Origin of the sequence: Halobacillus ihumii, assembly GCF_902726645.1 — a bacterium.
In the GTDB taxonomy this organism is placed as follows: Bacteria; Bacillota; Bacilli; order Bacillales; family Halobacillaceae; genus Halobacillus_A; species Halobacillus_A ihumii.
This window is the reverse complement of the sequence record NZ_CACVAO010000001.1, coordinates 246,939-266,464: the sequence shown is the minus strand read 5'-3', so window position 1 is coordinate 266,464 and position 19,526 is coordinate 246,939. Positions and strand designations below refer to the sequence as shown.

General features: G+C 40.2%; 21 protein-coding genes and 1 riboswitch. Of the genes, 9 read left to right on the top strand and 12 right to left on the bottom strand.

Annotated elements, in window-relative coordinates:
- Positions 1–14: 14 nt before the first annotated feature.
- From G6R08_RS01425 to comGA, 8 genes are all read right to left on the bottom strand, one after another.
- Positions 15–260, bottom strand: a complete 246-nt coding sequence (locus tag G6R08_RS01425) for a DUF2626 domain-containing protein (protein ID WP_079530641.1) — start codon at positions 258–260, stop codon at positions 15–17.
- Between the two features lie 548 nt (positions 261–808).
- Positions 809–1,195 carry a hypothetical protein gene (locus tag G6R08_RS01420; RefSeq protein WP_163526357.1) on the bottom strand — a complete coding sequence of 129 codons (387 nt, stop codon included), beginning with the start codon at positions 1,193–1,195 and terminating at the stop codon, positions 809–811.
- Positions 1,164–1,580 (bottom strand): competence type IV pilus minor pilin ComGF, encoded by a 417-nt coding sequence (gene comGF, locus G6R08_RS01415; protein WP_163531054.1) that lies wholly within the window; start codon positions 1,578–1,580, stop codon positions 1,164–1,166. The genes G6R08_RS01420 and comGF overlap by 32 nt, the downstream gene beginning before the upstream one ends.
- Positions 1,564–1,884: a type II secretion system protein gene (locus tag G6R08_RS01410; protein ID WP_163526356.1), complete on the bottom strand. Its 321-nt coding sequence runs from the start codon at positions 1,882–1,884 to the stop codon at positions 1,564–1,566. Before G6R08_RS01410 ends, comGF begins: the two co-directional genes overlap by 17 nt.
- A complete protein-coding gene (locus G6R08_RS01405) occupies positions 1,874–2,314 on the bottom strand; it encodes a type II secretion system protein (RefSeq protein WP_275897915.1) in 441 nt (146 codons plus the stop codon). Before G6R08_RS01405 ends, G6R08_RS01410 begins: the two co-directional genes overlap by 11 nt.
- Positions 2,315–2,316: 2 nt before the next feature.
- Complete coding sequence (gene comGC / locus G6R08_RS01400; RefSeq protein WP_163526354.1) at positions 2,317–2,613, bottom strand: competence type IV pilus major pilin ComGC; 297 nt, start codon at positions 2,611–2,613, stop codon at positions 2,317–2,319.
- Between the two features lie 14 nt (positions 2,614–2,627).
- The gene (comGB, locus tag G6R08_RS01395; RefSeq protein WP_163526353.1) at positions 2,628–3,686 is read right to left on the bottom strand and encodes a competence type IV pilus assembly protein ComGB; all 1,059 of its coding nucleotides are present in this window, start codon (positions 3,684–3,686) and stop codon (positions 2,628–2,630) included.
- Complete coding sequence (comGA, locus tag G6R08_RS01390; RefSeq protein WP_163526352.1) at positions 3,667–4,653, bottom strand: competence type IV pilus ATPase ComGA; 987 nt, start codon at positions 4,651–4,653, stop codon at positions 3,667–3,669. Before comGA ends, comGB begins: the two co-directional genes overlap by 20 nt.
- A gap of 222 nt (positions 4,654–4,875) precedes the next feature.
- Here comGA and G6R08_RS01385 point away from each other — a divergent pair, with 222 nt between their 5' ends.
- Positions 4,876–5,058, top strand: coding sequence for a YqzE family protein (locus G6R08_RS01385; protein ID WP_163526351.1), 183 nt, complete (start codon positions 4,876–4,878; stop codon positions 5,056–5,058).
- Between the two features lie 42 nt (positions 5,059–5,100).
- On the opposite strand, the gene G6R08_RS01380 is transcribed toward G6R08_RS01385, so the two are convergent.
- Entirely contained in the window at positions 5,101–5,904 is an 804-nt protein-coding gene (locus G6R08_RS01380) for a YqhG family protein (protein ID WP_163526350.1), read from the bottom strand.
- Positions 5,901–7,544 carry a DEAD/DEAH box helicase gene (locus tag G6R08_RS01375; RefSeq protein WP_163526349.1) on the bottom strand — a complete coding sequence of 548 codons (1,644 nt, stop codon included), beginning with the start codon at positions 7,542–7,544 and terminating at the stop codon, positions 5,901–5,903. Before G6R08_RS01375 ends, G6R08_RS01380 begins: the two co-directional genes overlap by 4 nt.
- A 169-nt stretch (positions 7,545–7,713) precedes the next feature.
- Positions 7,714–7,806: riboswitch (glycine riboswitch) on the top strand.
- A 167-nt stretch (positions 7,807–7,973) separates the two neighbouring features.
- Between G6R08_RS01375 and gcvT the strand changes: the two genes are divergently transcribed.
- Genes gcvT through gcvPB form a run of 3 tightly spaced genes read left to right on the top strand, consistent with a single transcriptional unit; the run spans position 7,974 to position 11,897 of the window.
- Positions 7,974–9,074 carry a glycine cleavage system aminomethyltransferase GcvT gene (gcvT, locus tag G6R08_RS01370; RefSeq protein ID WP_163526348.1) on the top strand — a complete coding sequence of 367 codons (1,101 nt, stop codon included), beginning with the start codon at positions 7,974–7,976 and terminating at the stop codon, positions 9,072–9,074.
- Between the two features lie 17 nt (positions 9,075–9,091).
- Positions 9,092–10,441, top strand: a complete 1,350-nt coding sequence (gene gcvPA / locus G6R08_RS01365; RefSeq protein ID WP_163526347.1) for an aminomethyl-transferring glycine dehydrogenase subunit GcvPA — start codon at positions 9,092–9,094, stop codon at positions 10,439–10,441.
- The gene (gcvPB, locus tag G6R08_RS01360) at positions 10,434–11,897 is read left to right on the top strand and encodes an aminomethyl-transferring glycine dehydrogenase subunit GcvPB (protein WP_163526346.1); all 1,464 of its coding nucleotides are present in this window, start codon (positions 10,434–10,436) and stop codon (positions 11,895–11,897) included. The genes gcvPA and gcvPB overlap by 8 nt, the downstream gene beginning before the upstream one ends.
- Before the next feature lie 133 nt (positions 11,898–12,030).
- Here the strand turns inward: gcvPB and G6R08_RS01355 are convergent, their stop codons facing one another.
- Entirely contained in the window at positions 12,031–12,411 is a 381-nt protein-coding gene (locus G6R08_RS01355; RefSeq protein ID WP_079530258.1) for a rhodanese-like domain-containing protein, read from the bottom strand.
- Between the two features lie 398 nt (positions 12,412–12,809).
- Here G6R08_RS01355 and G6R08_RS01350 point away from each other — a divergent pair, with 398 nt between their 5' ends.
- From G6R08_RS01350 to G6R08_RS01340, 3 genes are all read left to right on the top strand, one after another.
- Positions 12,810–15,383: a vitamin B12-dependent ribonucleotide reductase gene (locus tag G6R08_RS01350; protein WP_163526345.1), complete on the top strand. Its 2,574-nt coding sequence runs from the start codon at positions 12,810–12,812 to the stop codon at positions 15,381–15,383.
- A 171-nt stretch (positions 15,384–15,554) separates the two neighbouring features.
- Positions 15,555–16,001, top strand: a complete 447-nt coding sequence (gene mntR, locus G6R08_RS01345; protein ID WP_163526344.1) for a transcriptional regulator MntR — start codon at positions 15,555–15,557, stop codon at positions 15,999–16,001.
- 43 nt (positions 16,002–16,044) lie between these two features.
- On the top strand, positions 16,045–16,977 hold the full coding sequence (locus tag G6R08_RS01340; RefSeq protein WP_338035451.1) for a patatin-like phospholipase family protein: 933 nt from the start codon (positions 16,045–16,047) through the stop codon (positions 16,975–16,977).
- 14 nt (positions 16,978–16,991) lie between these two features.
- On the opposite strand, the gene G6R08_RS01335 is transcribed toward G6R08_RS01340, so the two are convergent.
- On the bottom strand, positions 16,992–17,396 hold the full coding sequence (locus G6R08_RS01335; RefSeq protein WP_163526343.1) for an SA1362 family protein: 405 nt from the start codon (positions 17,394–17,396) through the stop codon (positions 16,992–16,994).
- Positions 17,397–17,722: 326 nt separating this feature from the next.
- Between G6R08_RS01335 and G6R08_RS01330 the strand changes: the two genes are divergently transcribed.
- Positions 17,723–18,262, top strand: a complete 540-nt coding sequence (locus G6R08_RS01330) for a YqhR family membrane protein (RefSeq protein WP_163526342.1) — start codon at positions 17,723–17,725, stop codon at positions 18,260–18,262.
- Positions 18,263–18,461: 199 nt separating this feature from the next.
- On the top strand, positions 18,462–19,523 hold the full coding sequence (locus G6R08_RS01325; RefSeq protein WP_163526341.1) for a M24 family metallopeptidase: 1,062 nt from the start codon (positions 18,462–18,464) through the stop codon (positions 19,521–19,523).
- The last annotated feature ends 3 nt before the right edge of the window (positions 19,524–19,526 follow it).

The window sequence follows — 19,526 nt, the reverse complement described above, 5'->3', positions numbered from 1 at the left end:
ATAACAGGATCTTTTTAGTGACCACCGAAAGACGGTACGAGAATAAATGATGAATAATAAGTAAATCCAATCATAAATACTGTCAAATACGAGAAAAATATGTAAATATACATACGCTCTGACAGTTTAAGGTAGCCAATTGTAAGGAAAAAGGCAGTTTGAACGAGAGATAATAATGCAGCTTCCATCATGTCGCCAGCATAAAACATGACAGTAAATATACCAGTCCAAAACGCCATCACTCGAAACATGCGATCCATGCTTCTTCCCCCTCCTTTTTCATCTTTCATCATTAAACTATCATTCATATTATAAACGACCCTTCAGGGAATGTAAATAAATCTTGTTAGTGAATACCGCTTCTTTGTTGAAATGGATCACCTGGACCTTGGGTTTTATGTCCGGGCACCCAAGGCCTAAGGTATATGTTTAAGAAGCTACATAGCCCATGAAGTAGAGGTTATATTAGTCTTATGGAGAAAGAGATACATTATGCATGAAAGATAAAGAGGCTGGGACATAAGTAAAGCAATGATTCCAAAAAACGAACATTAAAAAATGAATCGTATAAACGCAGACAATGAGCACAGTCAAAATGTGTAGACTCCTGCGGGAACAGCGCGAGTCGAAGATCCCACAGGAAAGCGCTTTTTGCTTTCCGAGGAAGCTGAGGCCGTGCCCGCGGAAAGCGAAGCATTTTGACGGAGCGATGGTAGAATCCTTTCTTGGTATGCAAATAATCCGGATAAATTCAAATAAAATTGTCCGGATTATTTTATGCATAATTCAGTTCTGTCCCGGACTCTTATTAGGGAACAGCACTGGTTCGTTTGTAGAAACGATTAATTTGTTTTGTAGTCCCTGTTAGTAATGTTAATTGCCATTTACAGTCATAACCACCGATAGTCTGTGCACATTCAACTGTAGATTGTCCTAAAGGGAGGGTGAATTGTTCAGAAATCGTTTTAGCGCCTTCCGTTTTCTCGTTTATCTTTACTAACAGCTGATCATGACTGTAGTGAAAGAGACTTTGAAGTTGGTAATATTCTTTTACAGAATGGGTGGAAAGAATTTGACTTTTATATTGGGCAGCGGTAAAGACGGTTAGCAGGATAAGGATACTGCCTAAAGTGTACACCCAAGGGAGAATAATCCCTCTTTCATTACTGAGAAGGCAAATATAATACTTTTTCATATGACGTTCCATCCTTAAGAACTAAAGATACGATAAGAAGATCATTTTCCTGAGTGAATGCAAGGTTTCCGATATTTGTAATCAGCAGTTCATGTCCAGTTTGGTCAACTTGCCTCCTAATTCCATCATTATACTTTGAGATCGTTACGAGACGTCCATCAGGATCGGTGATGGATAATTTGCTATTTGATGAAAGCACCTGTGAGGAGAGGTTTATTTCTTCCTCAAGAAACGTGAAAAATTGATGTACGGAAAGGTCGTCAGAATAGAGAGGACTATCAACAAGTTTAAGTAACGGAAGGCTTAACGTTAACAGTATGGAAAGTAAGGTTAAACAAAATAATGATTCAATCAATGTAAATCCTCTGTCATTGCACGCTAGCATACAGGCATAGCTCCTTATGATGACGGCGGGTATCCCATGACGCGCATGCTTCCAGAAGGGGTGGCTGTTTTTTATATGTTACCGTCATCAAGTCATATTTCTTAGTAATGGGGTACTCTTCTTGTGGGTTAAATTTGTAGTTCAAGAGTTCATTTTGCAGTTGGTTAATGATAGCTCTTTCCTCTGCAAGTTCTTTTTGTGAAAGTCTTAATTCGCCTAAAAAGGGAAGGATAGTTGTAGCTATTATTAACAACAACCCGAAGGCGCAGATGACTTCAACGATTGTAAAACCTTTACTGTTCATGAATCATTACCCGGCTTTTACCAAAAGGAAAGGTCAACTTATAGTCAGCTTTGGGAGTACTTAAGGTCATTGTTCCAGGGTTTTGAATGGTGCCAGAGGTATTAAATTGAATAGGAATTTCAAGGGTTGATAAACGGATTGACCATTCTTTTGGCAAATTACGATGAAACACAATTTTTCGATTAGCATAGTCATAAAGGTAATATTCACGTTGTTCAGGACGGATCATAACCCAGTAATGGGGGTGATCTTGCATAGTGAGTTGTTGAGCTAAAAGCAAATCATTCTCTAGCAGTTCCAAATAATGGGCAACTTTAATTGTTGTAACAACGCGATGTTGTAAAGGGACTACGACTGCCAAAATTGCAGAAAATGCAACGAGAACGATCATTACTTCAGCCATTGTGAATCCAGATTGACAGTGTTTCATGGTCAATTAGGGTTCGAAACTACACCGGATGTATAGCCTAGCTCTTTGCCGTTCGGACATGTTATCTGCTTTAAATAGTTTTCATCGACCAGTACTTGTAAGGACGCGGGCGCTTTCCCTTGATCAATTTTATAGGCTTCTACTTGAGCTTCGGCTGTCAACACGAGTGCTTCACACCCTTTCGAACGGATTGTTTCGTTATTTTTAGCGAGATTTGGTATCGCGATCACGAGCAATACCGATATGATTAAAAGTACGATGAGCATTTCAATTAGAGTAAATCCTTTCTGGTTATTCAATAGTTTGCTCCTTTCTATATTTGTTCCATCCATTGGTACATGGGCAGCATGATGGAGGCGTAGATCAGAACGACTACACAGGCGATGATCATAAAGAACACGGGCTGTATAAGCTGCATGGTTTGAGTTAAGCGCTCCTTTAACTGATCCATGAGTAACTCGGAATACACCTGTAATTCTTTACTTAGTGTATCGAGATCATTTGTGTGATGAAAAATAGTTGTGACGTCTCCTTTAATTAATGAGCAGGGATGAACAGCCTGACCGAGTAGTATGCCTTCATTAAGTCTGATTAAAATCATCTTTGCATAATGTGACAGAATGATATATTTAGTTTGTCCAGCTATGATTTCCAGGGCGTGTTTAAGTGATAATCCAGCTTTAAGCAGAGAACTTAGATGAGTGGCGAAAAGAAAGGTAACGGTAAAGATCTGATATTCCTTGAGGAAGGGAGTTTTTTCGTAGATCGTCAGCCTTTGGTTCATAGTCAGCTTCGGTAAGTACAGTTTAAATAGAAACAAAGCTAAAATAATCGCAGCGGACATATAACAAAAACCTGTTATGCCCACATCCAAGACGTTTAATACGATCAGGCTAAAAGGTTTGGAAGCCTCATTTTCAAACAGAGATTGAAAACTTGGTATGATTGTACGCTTAATCACACCAAAGGCAATAATTACAAAGATAAGTAAAAACAGGGGATACCTCAAAACTTGCTTTAGTTTTCTTGTGTACTCTTCTTGGATGTTTAACAGGTCAGCGCATTGCCTAAACATCGAGGGCAGATCTTGATTAATACGGGCAAAAAATAAAAAGGACACTACATTACGAGAAAAACTGGCTTGTTGGAAAGCTGTATCCATTGGCTGTCCAGTCTTGAGTTGTTCAGTTATCGTATGAGTGATAGGAGCAAGAGACGGATCCCAACTTGTCATTTTAAGAGCCTCCAGTAAGGGAAACCCTCTCTCTAATAAATGACAGATCCTTCGTAAGAATAAGATTTGTTTGCGAATGGGAAGTTTTTTAGGTTGATCTGGAGCGCGAGAAAAAAGTTTAAATGTAGCCGAGGGCATAAGCTTTTCTCCTTAAAGAATGAAATGTTTGGAAATGGGGCTGCTTATTTGGAGGAGAACCTTTGATGGCTTGTTGGAGAGTGTATCCATCAAGGAGTTCAACGATCGCTGCTCTTCTAGGCAGTGAATCGTTCGTTTTAAGGGGAAGTAACTGTTGGGCAGCGATAGCGATTAAAGTTTGCTCTAAATCAGATGATTTAATCTTCATTTCCTCTAAACGTCTTAATGTGCCAAAAGCATCTTTTGCATGAATTGTACTGATTACCAAATGACCGCTTAATGCAGCCCGAAATGCAAAGTGAGCTGTTTCCTTATCGCGAATTTCCCCAACCATTAGTAAATCTGGGTCGTGCCTTAGTGCTGCTTTAAGACCAGCATCATAGGTAATCCCTGCTCGTTCATTAACTTGTACTTGGATAATATTGTTTAGATTCTTCTCAATAGGGTCCTCTAGTGTAATGGCTTGGAAGGAGTGTTGGTTTAATAACGATTGAAGCAAAGCATACAAAGTAGTAGTTTTGCCACTTCCGGTCGCCCCGGTGAAAAGTATCATCCCACTCGAGAAGGTAAGCCACCTTTCAATTTGTTTGAGCTGACTTGGAAAAAGAAATAGTCGTTCAAGCTGTAGCTGGCTGTCGGGGGAGAGAATTCGAATAGCGAGACTTTCGCAGCCAATAATTGGAAGAGTAGATAAACGCATGTTAAAGAGGTGTTGATTTAGCCTGTGTTCGATGATGCCGTTTTGAGGCTTTGTGACTTCGCCAATATCCATTCCAGAAATAAATTTAAAATAGGCTAGTAACTTCTGATAAGAGGGTAGTGGCAGCGAGGAATGAAAAATGCGTTGGCCATGAATGCGGAAATGAATATCCGTTTTTTCAATATATGGGGAAAAGTGAATGTCCGACGCAGTTTGCTGAATTGCAGAAACCAGTAGATCTTGAGCATACTTGGCAATGTGACTCACGGTAATTTATCACCTCATTTCTTCTGTAATATACTTCGACAAACTTTGCGTAAATCCTTCTCTGTAATATACTTCGACAAACTTTGCGTAAATCCTTCTTTTTTTGAAAAAATTATGAAATAACTTTTAGATGCTTGGAAGCTTTAGAGAAAAGCATGTTGTCTAAAGAACAGCACCCCCGGGCATACTAACGACTAACTACTCGTAAGGAAGGGATCCATAATGAAGAAGAATGAGTATGTTCAGTTTCTTACCGAAGAGATGATGAAGTATATGCATCGAACAAAACAGGAAAAACACGATCGAAAAATTCAAAGAACCTCTAAAGGCAGCTCATCTTATTGGTTTGGTATCATTCCTTTTGCATTTAAAATGATGAAGAGAAGATGGCAAAGACATAGTTAAAAGAGGCCTTGATAGCAGCCTCTTTTACTATTACAGCAAGATTTATGTTTCACGAAACAAACTTTGACTTGTTTGCTGTGACAAGTAGAATAATCCCCCATTGGCAATGTGTATAGAGACTCTTGGTTTGTATCTAACTTGCAGTTGGTCGAGTTCCTTCTCGTAATAATCCTCGTCCACGTCATCTGACGTATAAAAGTGATGAAGTAAGTCTTTTTCACTTTCCAGTTGTTTGAGGGATTCGATTGCCCACTCGTCATTCAATGAAGCAAGTTGATCCTTTACGTAGTTTAGGATCCGTTGATATCCACTTTCCATTCTTACAACCGGGGTCATTGGAAAACTAAAATCAGATACGGTTGATCGGAAATCAATCTTCCAAATCTTATCCATCATACCCGATAGTAAGGCCCCATTTATCAGGTTTAATCCAATCGATAGTATTTCATCACGTGTTTGTTTTCCGCGATATACAATTTTAATATTCAACACCATCCAAGGATGAAGTGGTTGGTTAACTGTTAGTGCAGACAAGTGTTCATAAAGTCTCGTGGAATAGGAGCGGTCAATGGCTAATTGATACATTTGATGGAGCTTTGGTGTTCCAGCATGAAGGTGTATCCCGTTATCCTCTTCCATAAGTCCATCTGTAAAGGTGAGCTTCATCGCTTCCCCAACTCGGTTCATTTTTTTCATATAATGCCAGTAAAATGGCCTGTTCATTAAGGCTTCATCCATATCATTTGTCAGCTGTACTTCCATGGAACGGTCCGATGTTTCCGTGATGCTGCATCTATGCGTCGAAAAGAATTCTTTAGCAAATTGGAAATAGGTACTTGTTGTCAACTCAGTTCCCTCCGCTCATTTACAGTATGTTCAACGTAGCTCACGAGGTTGTTCAATTTAATATTCATTTCTCCCTGACTTTCGGATTGACTCATAATGGATTGAATCTGATTGTCAAAATTTCCCCCGGGAATGTTTTCTAAAATATGATCTAGATCCCCTACAGCATTTTTAAACATTTCAATCTTTTCATACAATAGGTTTAATATTTGATCTTCAATAGTATTTTCAATCGCAAAATTGTAAATATGAACATCCTTTTCCTGACCAAATCGGTGAATTCGGCCAATTCGTTGTTCAAGCCTCATCGGATTCCAGGGCAAATCATAATTAATCATGTTATTACAAAATTGGAGGTTAATTCCTTCCGAACCGGCTTCTGTAGCAACCATAACTTGTGCTTTTGTCCTGAATAACTGTTTCATCCAGTCACGTTTGCTTTTTTTGAACTTACCATTAAAGGGAACAGAGGTTATCCCATGCTGCTGCAAATACCACTGTAAATAAAACTGACTAGCCCTGTATTCTGTGAAAATAATAAATTTTTCATCAGACTTTTCCATGATTTCAACTACACGTTTTGCTTTAATGTGGTGAGGGAGTGTACCCAGACGTTCTATAAAATCAGCTAACAAAGGTGATTCGCTCTTTTGTTTGTTTTGCATAGACTGCAGCGACATGAAGCAGGCTTCTCTGGTAGAACAAAGCTCTTTTGCTAATGTCAGCCACGTAAAAGAAGGGGAGTTAGATTTCAAGGCTGCCAACTTTTCGTACATCTCCATTTCTTCATCCGTAAATGTAAGGCGAATATTAGTCACATGGCGTTTTGAAGAGTCTAATCCGGTATCTTTTCTGCGATTTCGAATCATCAGTTTGCTTAACAGGGAGTGAATGTGCTGATGAGACTCTGTATGGTCAAGTGATGTTTTGCGGTATTTCTTTTTAAATGTAGCTAGATCTCCAAGATAACCTGGCTTAAGAATAGAAACTAAATTAAATAAGTCACTTAAATTATTTTGGATGGGTGTAGCTGTTAACAGTAAACAGTATGTTTTCTTTAATTGTTTAACAAATTGGTAGTTCTTTGTCTGATGATTTTTTAACTTATGGGCCTCATCGATGATAATCATATCGTAGGAGATAGACAGAATTTCGTCCTTATGATTTTCACGTTTTGCCATATCGATAGAGGTGACGGTAATATCCCAATCTGACCAGGCAGCCACTTTCTTCCTCGGTGTTGCAGCTTGGATATAAAACTTTTCATTCAATTCTTGTATCCATTGATTGACAAGAGAAGCTGGTGTCAAAATCAAGACCTTTTTAGCCATTCCTCTGATCATATATTCTTTCAAAATCAGTCCGGCTTCGAGCGTTTTTCCTAAACCAACCTCATCAGCCAGGATAGCTCTTCCGTTCATTTCATGGATGACCTTCTCACATGCCTGAATCTGATGGTCTAGAAAGTCTACATGGGGTAAATGTTTCGTAGAAAGAACACCATTAAATTCAGGAACTGACCGGTAGTGTAAGGCATTATATCCAAGTTTAAATTCATCCCATGAACATAAGGAATCTGGTTGTGTTAGGTTGTTGGAAAGCGTTTCTATATAATCTTGATCGTGTAGAATTTCTACCATCTGATCCACCTCCTGTAGGTAATTTTCAAAAGAATTCATATAAATTCGAATTCTGCATTCGCTCTTTTGCAACGCTATGGTATAATGAACGTGAAAATTAAGAGAGTTTGTCGTATTGAACTTTACAGGTTAGTATGCCCAAATTAATCTAATAAAATACTAATTGCGAATGACTGCAGGGGGAGAGACTACTCATGTAGCGCCGAAGGAGCAAGCAATTTATTATTGTGAATCTCTCAGGCAAAAAGACCTCTGTATGACGCAGCTCTGGAGAGTGTTTACATACAGTAAACCACCCAAGAAGCAAGCGACTAGGTTTGACGATCGTGTCAGGTTAGCGTGAAACTTTCTGGTGAATGGACAGAGACTCCCGTAATAAGCGGTAGAGTCTCTTTTTTATGCTTAATCAGATCTTGGAGGAGTGATAGGATGACTGAATTGAAACGAACACCACTTTATTCTGAGTATAAGAAATCAGGAGCGAAAACGATCGATTTTGGCGGATGGGATTTACCCGTTCAGTTTACAAGCATTAAAGAAGAGCATGAAGCAACACGAACCAAAGCAGGTTTATTTGATGTGTCTCACATGGGTGAGGTAAAGGTGAAAGGAAAGGATAGCCTGGATTATTTACAGGGCATGTTAACAAATGATGTGTCAAAATTAGAACCAGGTAAAGCTCAGTACACAATTATGTGCTACGAGAACGGTGGTACTGTAGATGATTTGATTGTTTATATGCTTGACGAGAACGATTATCTGCTCGTTATCAATGCAGCAAACCGGGAAAAAGATGTTCAATGGCTTAAGGATCATCAAAATGGAGAAGTCACGATTGAGGATGTGTCTGATGAGTTCGTTCAGCTCGCTCTTCAAGGACCGCGTGCAGAGGAAATACTGCAGCAACTGACGGAGGTTGATCTCTCTTCTATTAAGTTCTTTCGCTTTTTGAAGGATGTTTCCTTTGAAGGCGTTGAGGATAGAGCTATCGTTTCACGTACGGGATATACGGGTGAGGACGGTTTTGAGATTTACCTTCCTGCTGCTTCAGGCCCAGCGTTGTGGCAAGCTATTTTGTCGAAAGGGGCAGCTTTTGAGGTACAGCCAATTGGTTTGGGAGCTCGTGATACATTACGTTTCGAGGCGAACCTGGCTTTGTATGGGCAAGAATTAAGCCCTGAAATCACCCCGATCGAAGCAGGCCTCTCCTTTGCTGTTCGAGTGAAAAAAGATGCTGATTTTATTGGCAAAGAAGTACTGAAAAAGCAGAAGGAAGAAGGAACAAGCCGAAAACTAGTCGGTATTGAAATGATCGACAAGGGCATCCCGCGGACAAATTATGAAGTATTAGATGGAGATAAGACAATTGGTTTTGTTACAACGGGCACTCAATCTCCAACACTGGGAAAGAATGTGGGGCTTGCCTTACTAGATAGAAACTATACTGAAGAAGGCACGGAAGTCACCGTTCAGGTCCGTAAACGAAAGTTACAGGCCAAGGTTGTCGCTACACCTTTTTATAAACGATAAGACGAGGGGGAAGAGTCATGGAATTTCGTTATTTACCTATGACAGAACGAGATAAACAACAGATGATGGAGACAATCGGCATTACATCAACAGATGAGTTATTTGCTGACATTCCAGAAAATATTCGTTATCAAGGCGAATTAAATATCAAAAAGCCCAAAAATGAATTTGCATTAATGAAGGAACTTACCCAGCTTGCTGAACAAAATGTCAATGTGAAGTCACACACTTCCTTTTTAGGTGCTGGAGTATATGATCACTATATACCATCCATCGTGGATCATGTCATTTCAAGGTCCGAGTTCTATACAGCCTATACCCCGTATCAACCAGAAATTTCTCAAGGGGAGCTTCAGGCTATATTTGAATTTCAAACGATGATTTGTGAGCTTACTGGAATGGATGTAGCCAACTCCTCAATGTATGACGGAGGGACTGCGCTCGCTGAAGCGGTGAACGTTTCTGCCGGTCAAACGAAGAAGAAGAAAGTCCTGGTTTCAAAAGCGATCCATCCCGAATCGTTAGAAGTCATTCACTCTTATGTTAAGGGACCTGGAGTTGAGGTTGTTGAAATCGATCATATAGATGGTGTGACGGATCTTAAACAAATAGAGAGGGAGCTGGATGAAGACACGGCCAGTGTTGTAATGCAGTATCCTAACTTCTTTGGTCAAATTGAGCCACTCGATCAAGTTCGCTCTCTTGTAGATACCCAGAAGAAAACGATGCTGATTGCTTCCAGTAACCCGCTTGCTCTCGGATATCTCACCCCACCAGGTGAATTCGGAGCAGATATCGTAGTAGGTGATGCGCAAGTATTTGGTATTCCGGCTCAATACGGAGGTCCGCACTGTGGTTATTTTGCGACAACGAAGAAACTTATGCGTAAAGTACCAGGTCGTTTAGTGGGGCAGACAAAAGATGAAGAGGGCAGGCGAGGTTTTGTACTAACATTGCAGGCTCGTGAACAACACATTCGTCGAGATAAGGCAACATCGAATATCTGTTCAAACCAGGCATTAAATGCACTGGCTTCTTCTGTAGCTATGTCCTCATTAGGAAAACAAGGCTTGAGGCGCATGTCCTGGATGAATATGCAAAAAGCTGCCTATATGAAACAACAATTGGAATCTGCTGGTTTTACAATTCCCTATCAAGGTGCCTTTTTCAATGAACTTGTAGTCAATGTTGGCAGCGATATTACCGAGGTCAATAAGAAGCTTCTGCAAAAAGGAATGATTGGTGGTTACGATTTAGGAAATGACTTCAATGACCTATCGGGGCATATGCTTATTGCAATTACAGAAATCCGTACGAAAGAAGAAATTGATCTCTTCGTAAAAGAATTGGGGGATATTCATGGCTAATCAAGACTTTCCATTAATTTTTGAATTAAGTCAAGAGAGCCGTACAGGCTTTAGCTTGCCTGAATTAGATGTTCCAGAAACAAATGTAGAGGAGCAGTTAGGAGAAACGTACATTAGAAAAAACGAACCGGATCTCCCTGAAGTAAGTGAACTGCAAATCATGCGTCATTATACGGCTATGTCTAAACGAAATCACGGGGTTGATTCTGGATTCTACCCATTAGGATCCTGTACTATGAAGTACAATCCGAAGATGAACGAAGATGTAGCGCGGCTAACAGGATTCAGTCACATTCACCCTTACCAGGCCCCTGAGACGGTTCAAGGAGCACTGGGGTTAATGTATGATTTGCAAACAACATTAGCTGAAATTACAGGGATGGATACAGTCACATTACAGCCAGCAGCCGGAGCTCATGGAGAATGGACTGGCTTAATGATGATTCGTGCCTTCCATGAAGGGAATGGGGATTACCAGCGGACAAAAGTTATTGTTCCAGATTCAGCCCACGGGACTAACCCGGCCTCAGCTACAGTGGCTGGCTTTGAGGCAGTTACCGTTAAAACCAATGAACGAGGGCTCGTTGACATAGAAGACTTAAAGCGAGTTGTCGATGAAAAGACTGCAGCACTAATGCTCACAAATCCGAACACGCTAGGCTTGTTCGAAGAAGATATTGTAGAAATGGCAGAGATTATCCATGCCGCCGGTGGTAAGCTTTATTATGATGGAGCGAACTTAAATGCGATCATGAGTTATGCGCGACCTGGTGATATGGGATTTGACGTCGTTCACCTTAATCTTCATAAAACATTTACTGGCCCACATGGAGGGGGAGGACCAGGTTCAGGTCCGGTTGGTGTAACGGCAGAGTTTGAACCCTTCTTGCCTGCACCTATTCTAACGAAGCGTGAAGACTTATTTGTCTTTGATGAAGATCGCCCGCAATCTATTGGACGCGTCAAGCCTTACTATGGAAACTTTGGAATCAATGTTCGTGCCTATACGTATATTCGCACGATGGGAGCGGAAGGTTTGCGAAAGGTTAGTGAGTATGCTGTACTGAATGCGAACTATATGATGAGAAGGCTTCAAGAAGCGTTCGACTTACCGTATGATCATCATTGCAAGCATGAATTTATCCTTTCAGGCAAACGACAAAAGAAACTTGGGGTACGTACGCTTGATATGGCGAAACGATTGCTTGACTTTGGATATCATCCACCAACTATCTATTTCCCAATTAATGTGGAAGAAGCGATGATGGTGGAGCCGACAGAAACGGAGTCTAAAGAAACCTTAGATGAATTTGTTGATGCGATGATTCAAATTGCAAATGAGGCGAAAGAAGATCCAGAACGGGTTCAAAACGCTCCTCATACTACGATCGTAAGTCGTATGGATGAGACGACAGCTGCTAGAAAGCCAGTTCTTCGCTACATTAAAGAAGACTAATAGGGATTAAAAAGGAGGAGTATTCCTGAGCTTTCTCCGGAATACCCCCTTTCGTCATCTATTCTTTCTGCTTTTGTATTTTAAGTGACACTAAAAAGGACGGCCCTTTGAATGTGAAGGTGCCGTCCTTTACTTATTTTTTCACTTTGATCTTACCTGTCCATTTTTTAAAGCCGCCTTTAAGTTGATTAAGGTCTTGATAACCTTTTTTATTTAACATAAGAGCAGCTCTGGATGAGCGTGTGCCATTTTGACAATAGAAATAAACAGGCTTGTCTTTACGGATTTCAACAAGACGATTTCTCATTTGAGATAAAGGAATGTTTCTTGCGCCTAATATATGGCCGCCATCGAATTCCTTCGGTTCCCGAACGTCAATCAGTTGGGCCTTTCTGTATCCTTGGCGGAATTCGTCTTCCGTTAGTGTGGTCAAGACTTTATTTGCTTTGATAAACCGGAATACACCGAATGCAATTATGATGACAAGGCCGCCTATTAATATCCAGAGTTCCATTCTCTATATACCCCCTCTTCCATTCTCTATTATATGGGGGAATGCGCTGGTTTTCAAAGAATTTTTATAGCACATGAATGTAAAATAAAAATTCTTTGAGCATGTTATCGAATTCAAAACGTCTATTTAGGCATTTTATTAATTTCTAGAGATGCAACAAAGGAAAAAGTTAATGAGTTAGAAAAAAAGGGGTTCTTGCTTTTATTAGCTTTCTTTTTCTTTTATTTTTGCAAAATTATTAGATTGACAAAATCGCCTAAACTTGATTGAAACACAAGATATGGAGAAAAATTCTTAATTCGAATACAATATATTGATTAACTTTTTACAGATGTGGTATGTTACTTATAGACTTATGAAACAAGCCATCTGTTAATTGGTGAAAGGGAGATGTGTACATGAAGACAACAACCACAGGGAATACGTCATCAAGGTTGAATGTCGACCGGTTGAACGCGGATATCCGTCAATTTGATCAAGTCCATGAAATTACACGAGATATGCACTTAACTCACAGCGGAGTATCACGATTAGTAATGCTTGATCGTTATGCATTTAAGGATACTGAGAAGCTGACATTGTCGGAAGGGGATTTTGTTGTCCTTACCGTTAAAGATGATCCGAAATTCCCCGCGAGAGGCTTTGGTTTTATCGAGTCTATCGATTGGGAAAATCACAAGGCAAAAGTAAGAGTTGAGGAAGAGTTCATCAATGTGCTTGATAAAGAAGAGGAGCGGGAATCTGGTTTGATTACGAGAAACCTGGATACGATTGATAAGCCGCTTGAAGTATTCTATGAGCAAATTGCTTTAAGGAACGCAACTGGACTATCAGCCGTGGAAGTTGATGAAGAAAAGAAGGGAAAAAGCTTCAACGACTTTTATGAGGAGCTCTCGAATCTCAACTTTATTCCAGCGGGACGAGTTCTTTACGGAGCAGGTTCGAATACGGATGTGACGTACTTTAACTGTTACGTGATGCCCTACATTCAAGATTCACGTGAAGGAATTTCTGACCACCGTAAGCAAGTGATGGAAATCATGTCCCGTGGTGGTGGTGTAGGTACAAATGGTTCTACCCTAAGGCCGCGGAATACACTAGCGAGGGGCGTTAACGGCAAATCTTCAGGGTCAGTGTCCTGGCTGGATGATATTGCAAAGCTGACTCATTTAGTGGAGCAAGGCGGTTCAAGACGTGGGGCACAAATGATTATGTTATCAGATTGGCATCCTGACATTATTGAATTCATCATCTCAAAAATGCAGAATCCGCGAATTCTGAGATATTTAATTGAGAACACCGAAGACGAACAGATTAAAGCACTTGCTGAAGAAAAGCTTAAATTTACCCCTTTAACGGAAACAGAGAAAGATCTGTATCAAAGCGTGGTCAACTATAAAACTATGCCCGGACAAGGTGGATTCACTGAGAGCAGCCTTCGTGAAGCTCAGGAAAAACTACAGACAGGCGGTACTTATTCTGTCCATAATCCTGAATTCCTGACTGGGGCGAACATTTCTGTATGTATTACGAAAGAATTTATGGAAGCCGTTGAAAACGATCAAGAATATCGCCTGCGTTTTCCAGATGTAGAAAGCTACTCTAAAGAAGACATGGCCACTTACAATGCCGAATGGCAGGAGAGTGGTGACGTACGAGAGTGGGAAGCAAAAGGGTTTGGTGTGAAAACGTATCGTACAGTCAAGGCCGCAGAGCTTTGGAAACTGATTAATATATGTGCAACTTACTCTGCTGAACCAGGTATTTTCTTTATTGATAATGCCAATGAAAAAACAAACGCCAGCGCTTATGGTCAAAAGGTTGTAGCTACCAACCCATGTGGAGAACAACCTTTAGCACCTTTTTCTGTCTGTAACTTAGCTGCAGTTAACTTAGCTTCTGTTGCAGACAAAGAAGCGAAACAAGTAGATTTTGACAAGCTGAGAAAAACAGTCGCTACCGGAGTACGCATGCAGGATAATGTGATTGATGCTACACCATATTTCCTGGAAGAAAATAAGAAGCAGGCTTTAGGGGAACGTCGGGTAGGCTTAGGTGTGATGGGCTTACATGACTTGCTTATTTACTGTGAAACAGAATACGGCTCAAAAGAAGGTAACAAGCTTGTCGATGAAATTTTTGAAGTCATCGCGACCACGGCTTATCGTGAATCCATCCATTTGGCAAAAGAAAAAGGCAGTTTTCCGTTCTTGGAAGGGGAAACTGAAGAGGAGACAAAGCAGTTGAGACAGCGATTTGTCGAAACTGGATATATGCAGGATATGCCGGAGGATATTCGAGAAGGAGTCATTAAATATGGAATTCGTAACTCACACTTACTAACTGTAGCTCCAACAGGCAGTACAGGGACAATGGTCGGTGTAAGTACGGGTCTTGAGCCTTATTTCTCGTTCTCCTATTATAGAAGCGGACGTCTCGGTAAATTTATCGAAGTGAAAGCAGATATTGTTCAGGAATATTTGGACAGGCACCCAGACCAGGATCCTGATCATCTTCCTGATTGGTTTGTTACCGCGATGACGATGAAACCTGAAGCGCACGCGGATACTCAATGTGTTATTCAGCGCTGGGTGGATAGTTCAATTTCTAAAACGGTCAATGCACCAAAAGGGTATACGGTTGAGCAAGTAGAACAAGTATATCAGCGCTTATATCATGGTGGTGCTAAGGGCGGAACTGTTTATGTGGATGGAAGCCGAGACAGTCAAGTTCTGACCCTCAAAGCTGAGGAAAGTGGATTTGCGGGCGAACAGACAGAATTTGAGTTTGAAGAAGAGAAGAAACCGCATGTTGTTTTAATGGATACTGTCCATGAACTAGAGAAAACCAATGTGACGATAGGCTCTGAAGTCGGTGATACATGTCCAGTTTGCCGTAAGGGAACTGTTGAAGATATTGGCGGCTGTAACACCTGTACAAATTGTAATGCCCAGCTCAAATGCGGGCTGTAAAGTTACGGGTTCATCCCTGATAAAAACTAAAAGGCAAAGCAAGAAAGGCGATCAGTATAAACTGGTCGTCTGTTTGTTTATAAAGGGGGAGTCGCTTGTCACAACGAACAAACTAGTGTATCCTTTTCATGAAGCAAATTACATAAACATCAGCAATATTGGGGGTTTAACATGCCAACACCAAGCATGGAGGATTATATCGAACAAATTTATATCTTAATTGAAGATAAAGGGTATGCACGTGTATCTGACATTGCTGAGAACCTTCAAGTGCATCCTTCATCAGTGACTAAAATGGTTCAGAAATTAGATCGTGATCAATACTTAAATTACGAAAAGTACCGCGGGCTTATCTTAACCCCTAAAGGAAAGAAAGTAGGAAAAAGGCTAGTCTACCGTCATGAACTTCTAGAACAGTTTCTCGAGATCATCGGTGTGACTCAGGATAAAATTTATGATGATGTGGAAGGAATCGAACATCATTTAAGCTGGGATTCCATAGATCGTATTGGAGATTTAGTTCAATATTTTGAAGAAAATAACTCCCGTGTCGAAGAACTACGAGGAGTTCAGCAGAAAAATGAAGAACAAAATAATGAGGGAAAATCAGACGCATAAACGTGCGTCTTTTTTGTTACGCTTTAGTTCTTAAAATTGTTCTATCCAAACAGTTTCCGTTTATATATGTAATAAGCGGGGTGATCTTATAAATATAGATGGTGTATTCTCAGGCGGTGGGGTGAAAGCATTAGCTTTCATAGGAGCACTTGAAGTGTTAGATGAGAATGGATATCGTTTCCAAAGAGTTGCCGGAACTTCGGCCGGAGCGATTGTGGCCTGTTTAATCGCTTCTGGTTATCAAGCTAAAGATCTGAAGAAGATACTGTTTGAACTGTCTTTAGAAAATTTAATTGATACACCGTTTCCGGAAAGGTTCCTCCCGTTTTACAAATGGTTATTGCTTTACTTCCGTATGGGATTATTTAAAGGAAATCGACTTGAGAATTTGCTTGAGAAGTGGCTTGAACAAAAAGGAGTCCGTACGTTTGCTGACTTGCCACGTGGAAGCCTGAAAGTGATTTGCTCAGATTTGACTTTAGGTAAAATGGTTGTGATACCAGACGATCTGCACAGGGTATATGGAATTGATCCCGATACATTTTCTGTGGCTAAAGCAGCTAGGATTAGTGCTGGTTTGCCTTACTTTTTCATGCCAGTCAAGCTGCACGGAAAGAAAGGGAAATCACTATTAGTGGATGGGGGAGTGCTGAGTAACTTTCCCATATGGTTATTTGAAAATGAACAGGGTAAGCGGAGACGTCCAATTTTAGGTATGCAATTAAGTGATCCCCCTGACCAGCTCCCTGAACAGAAAATAAAAAACTCTATCCAAATGTTTCATGCCCTATTCCGTACAATGAAAAAAGCACATGATGCCAGATATATTTCAGAGTCAACCAGTCGTGATGTCATTTTTATCCCGGTAAAAGGAGTGGAAACGACAGATTTTGCCATGAATGCTGAACAAAAAGAAAAGTTAATGAGTATCGGACAAGAGAAGGCAAAACAATTTCTTGATCGTTGGAAAAAATAAAAAATCGAGCCGCTTTAAAAGGTGGCTCGATTTTTCCCTTTGCTTTTATTACCCTCGATAACACGTAAGTTTGGGGCATTTTTTCGTTTTGGCTTCTTTTTTCTGGAATTTACTGAAAGTTTAGTGTCTAGCTTTGATTTATTAGGTTTAGTAGGCTGGGACGATTTATATTTTTGTTTCGATTGTTTAACAGCCTGCTTGTATTTCTTCATTTCGTTACTGCTTTTACCGCCGACAGCTCCGACCCGGTTACGAAGAAACAAGAAGTAAATAGCACCGAAAACTAGTACAGCTATTCCAATCGTCATAATAATTGATGATAGAAAGGACGATGGGTTATTTACCAATTGGAATCCAACGTAAAAAATGGCGAGTGAAATCATTGTATACATGACCAGTGCACCCCAGTTTCTTAACATCTTTACAGCTCCCTCCTTCGGTATAAATAATTCCTTTTACTATAGTATATACCCCTAATTCCTAAGTTCTTATCATGATTAAATATCTTTTTTAACATCTTTTTGTTAATCTAAGTTTCTTAGATATTGGATTCATCATATACAAGTCTCACTATTTTAGATTCTGTCCCTTCCAGCTGATATTATTCAAAAAACTTTTACATCCTCTGGAAGTAAGGCTCTATCTTTTATTTTACCGCAAACACATGAGATTCACTACCATTAAAAGATAAACTCTTAGCATGAATTATGACTTAATGGAGAAAATAAATGCTGAGGTGATATAAATGGATGGGAATTCAAAAGAACCTAAACAAAACCAGGAACATATAGAACAAAGTACACAGGAACCGCCGCACAGCGTATTATCTAAAACTTTGCTTATTGGGTTTGTAGCAGGAATATTATGGGGGGGACTTGGCGGACTGTCGTACTATTTTAATTTTTCCCAGGTATCAGCTGCCACATTCATTTTTCGTTCCTTTTGGCAAACAGATTGGACGAGTACATTATTAGCTGAAATTTTAGCGATTGGGATCGTTGCCGTTTTATCTATATTTATGGCTCTTGCTTATTATGTCGTGTTAAAAAGGAAAGATGGAATATGGCCAGGATTTATTTTCGGGGTCGTTCTATTTGGGGTTCTATTTTATTTATTGAACCCTGTCTTTCAGGCCGTCCCTGATTTTACACAACTTACGATCGATTCTCTCGTAACAGCTGTCTGCTTGTTTGTTTTATATGGGGTGTTTATAGGGTATTCCATATCATATGAATATCATGAATATAATCAGCCGACACAGACGGCTAAACAGCCAACAGAATGATGATATTCTAAGAGTATGGTAAAATTAGAAAAGTGGAAGTGCAGTAGTGGATACAACATAGAAAATTAGGCAGAAAAATGTTGTAAATAGTCTGCTCTGCTCACACACAGGCAGCATGTCTATGATGCTTGCAATTTAGTACTGCTGCCTGCTGTGCGGGTTAGTACGAGAAGATGACATTGGAAGGGAGAAATGAATAATGAATAAACTGGGGAAATTGCGTCAGGCAATGGAAGATCAGCGGTTAGATGGATTGCTAATCACAAGTAGTCAGAACCGTCGGTATCTCACAAACTTTACAGGATCCTCTGGTGCGGTCTTAATTACAGCACAGGCTGCTGTCTTCATCACTGATTTTAGATATACTGAACAAGCTGCTGAACAGGCAGAGGGATTTGAAATTATAGAACATAAAGGACCTATGGCTGAGGAGATTAGTACACAGGTAGAGAACCTGCAGATAAAAAAGCTTGGGTTTGAACAAGATCACGTTACATACAAACAATTTGATGTTTACCGTAACCATTTGAAGGCGGAATTAGTCCCAACCTCTGGACTTATTGAGAAATTGCGGTTGATCAAGACAGACGAAGAACTTACGATCATAAAAGAAGCTGTAAAAATTGCTGATGACGCCTTTGAACATATTTTATCTTATATAAAACCTGGCACAAAAGAAATAGATGTGTCGAATGAGTTAGAGTTTTTCATGAGAAAGCAAGGGGCTGCTTCGTCTAGTTTTGATATTATTGTGGCTTCAGGTAAACGGTCAGCACTTCCGCACGGTGTAGCTTCACAAAAAGAAATTCAATCAGGTGAACTCGTTACCTTGGATTTTGGAGCGCTCTATAAAGGTTACTGCTCCGATATTACACGAACTGTAGCTGTAGGAGAAATTAGTGATGAGTTGAAGGAGATTTATGATACTGTTCTCCAAGCACAGATTAAAGGAATGGAAGGCATTAAAGCTGGTATTACAGGCAAAGAAGCCGATGCACTTACGCGTGATTATATTACGGACAAAGGCTATGGAGAATACTTTGGTCATTCCACAGGTCATGGAATTGGTCTTGATGTACACGAAGGGCCGGGGTTATCGTTTAGGACGGAGCAAGTGCTAGAAGCAGGTATGGTCGTAACTGTTGAACCGGGGATTTATGTACCGAATGTTGGTGGATGCAGGATCGAAGATGACACCCTCGTTACAAATACGGGAAATGAACGTTTAAGTCATGCACCGAAAGAATTAATCATTCTATAAAAC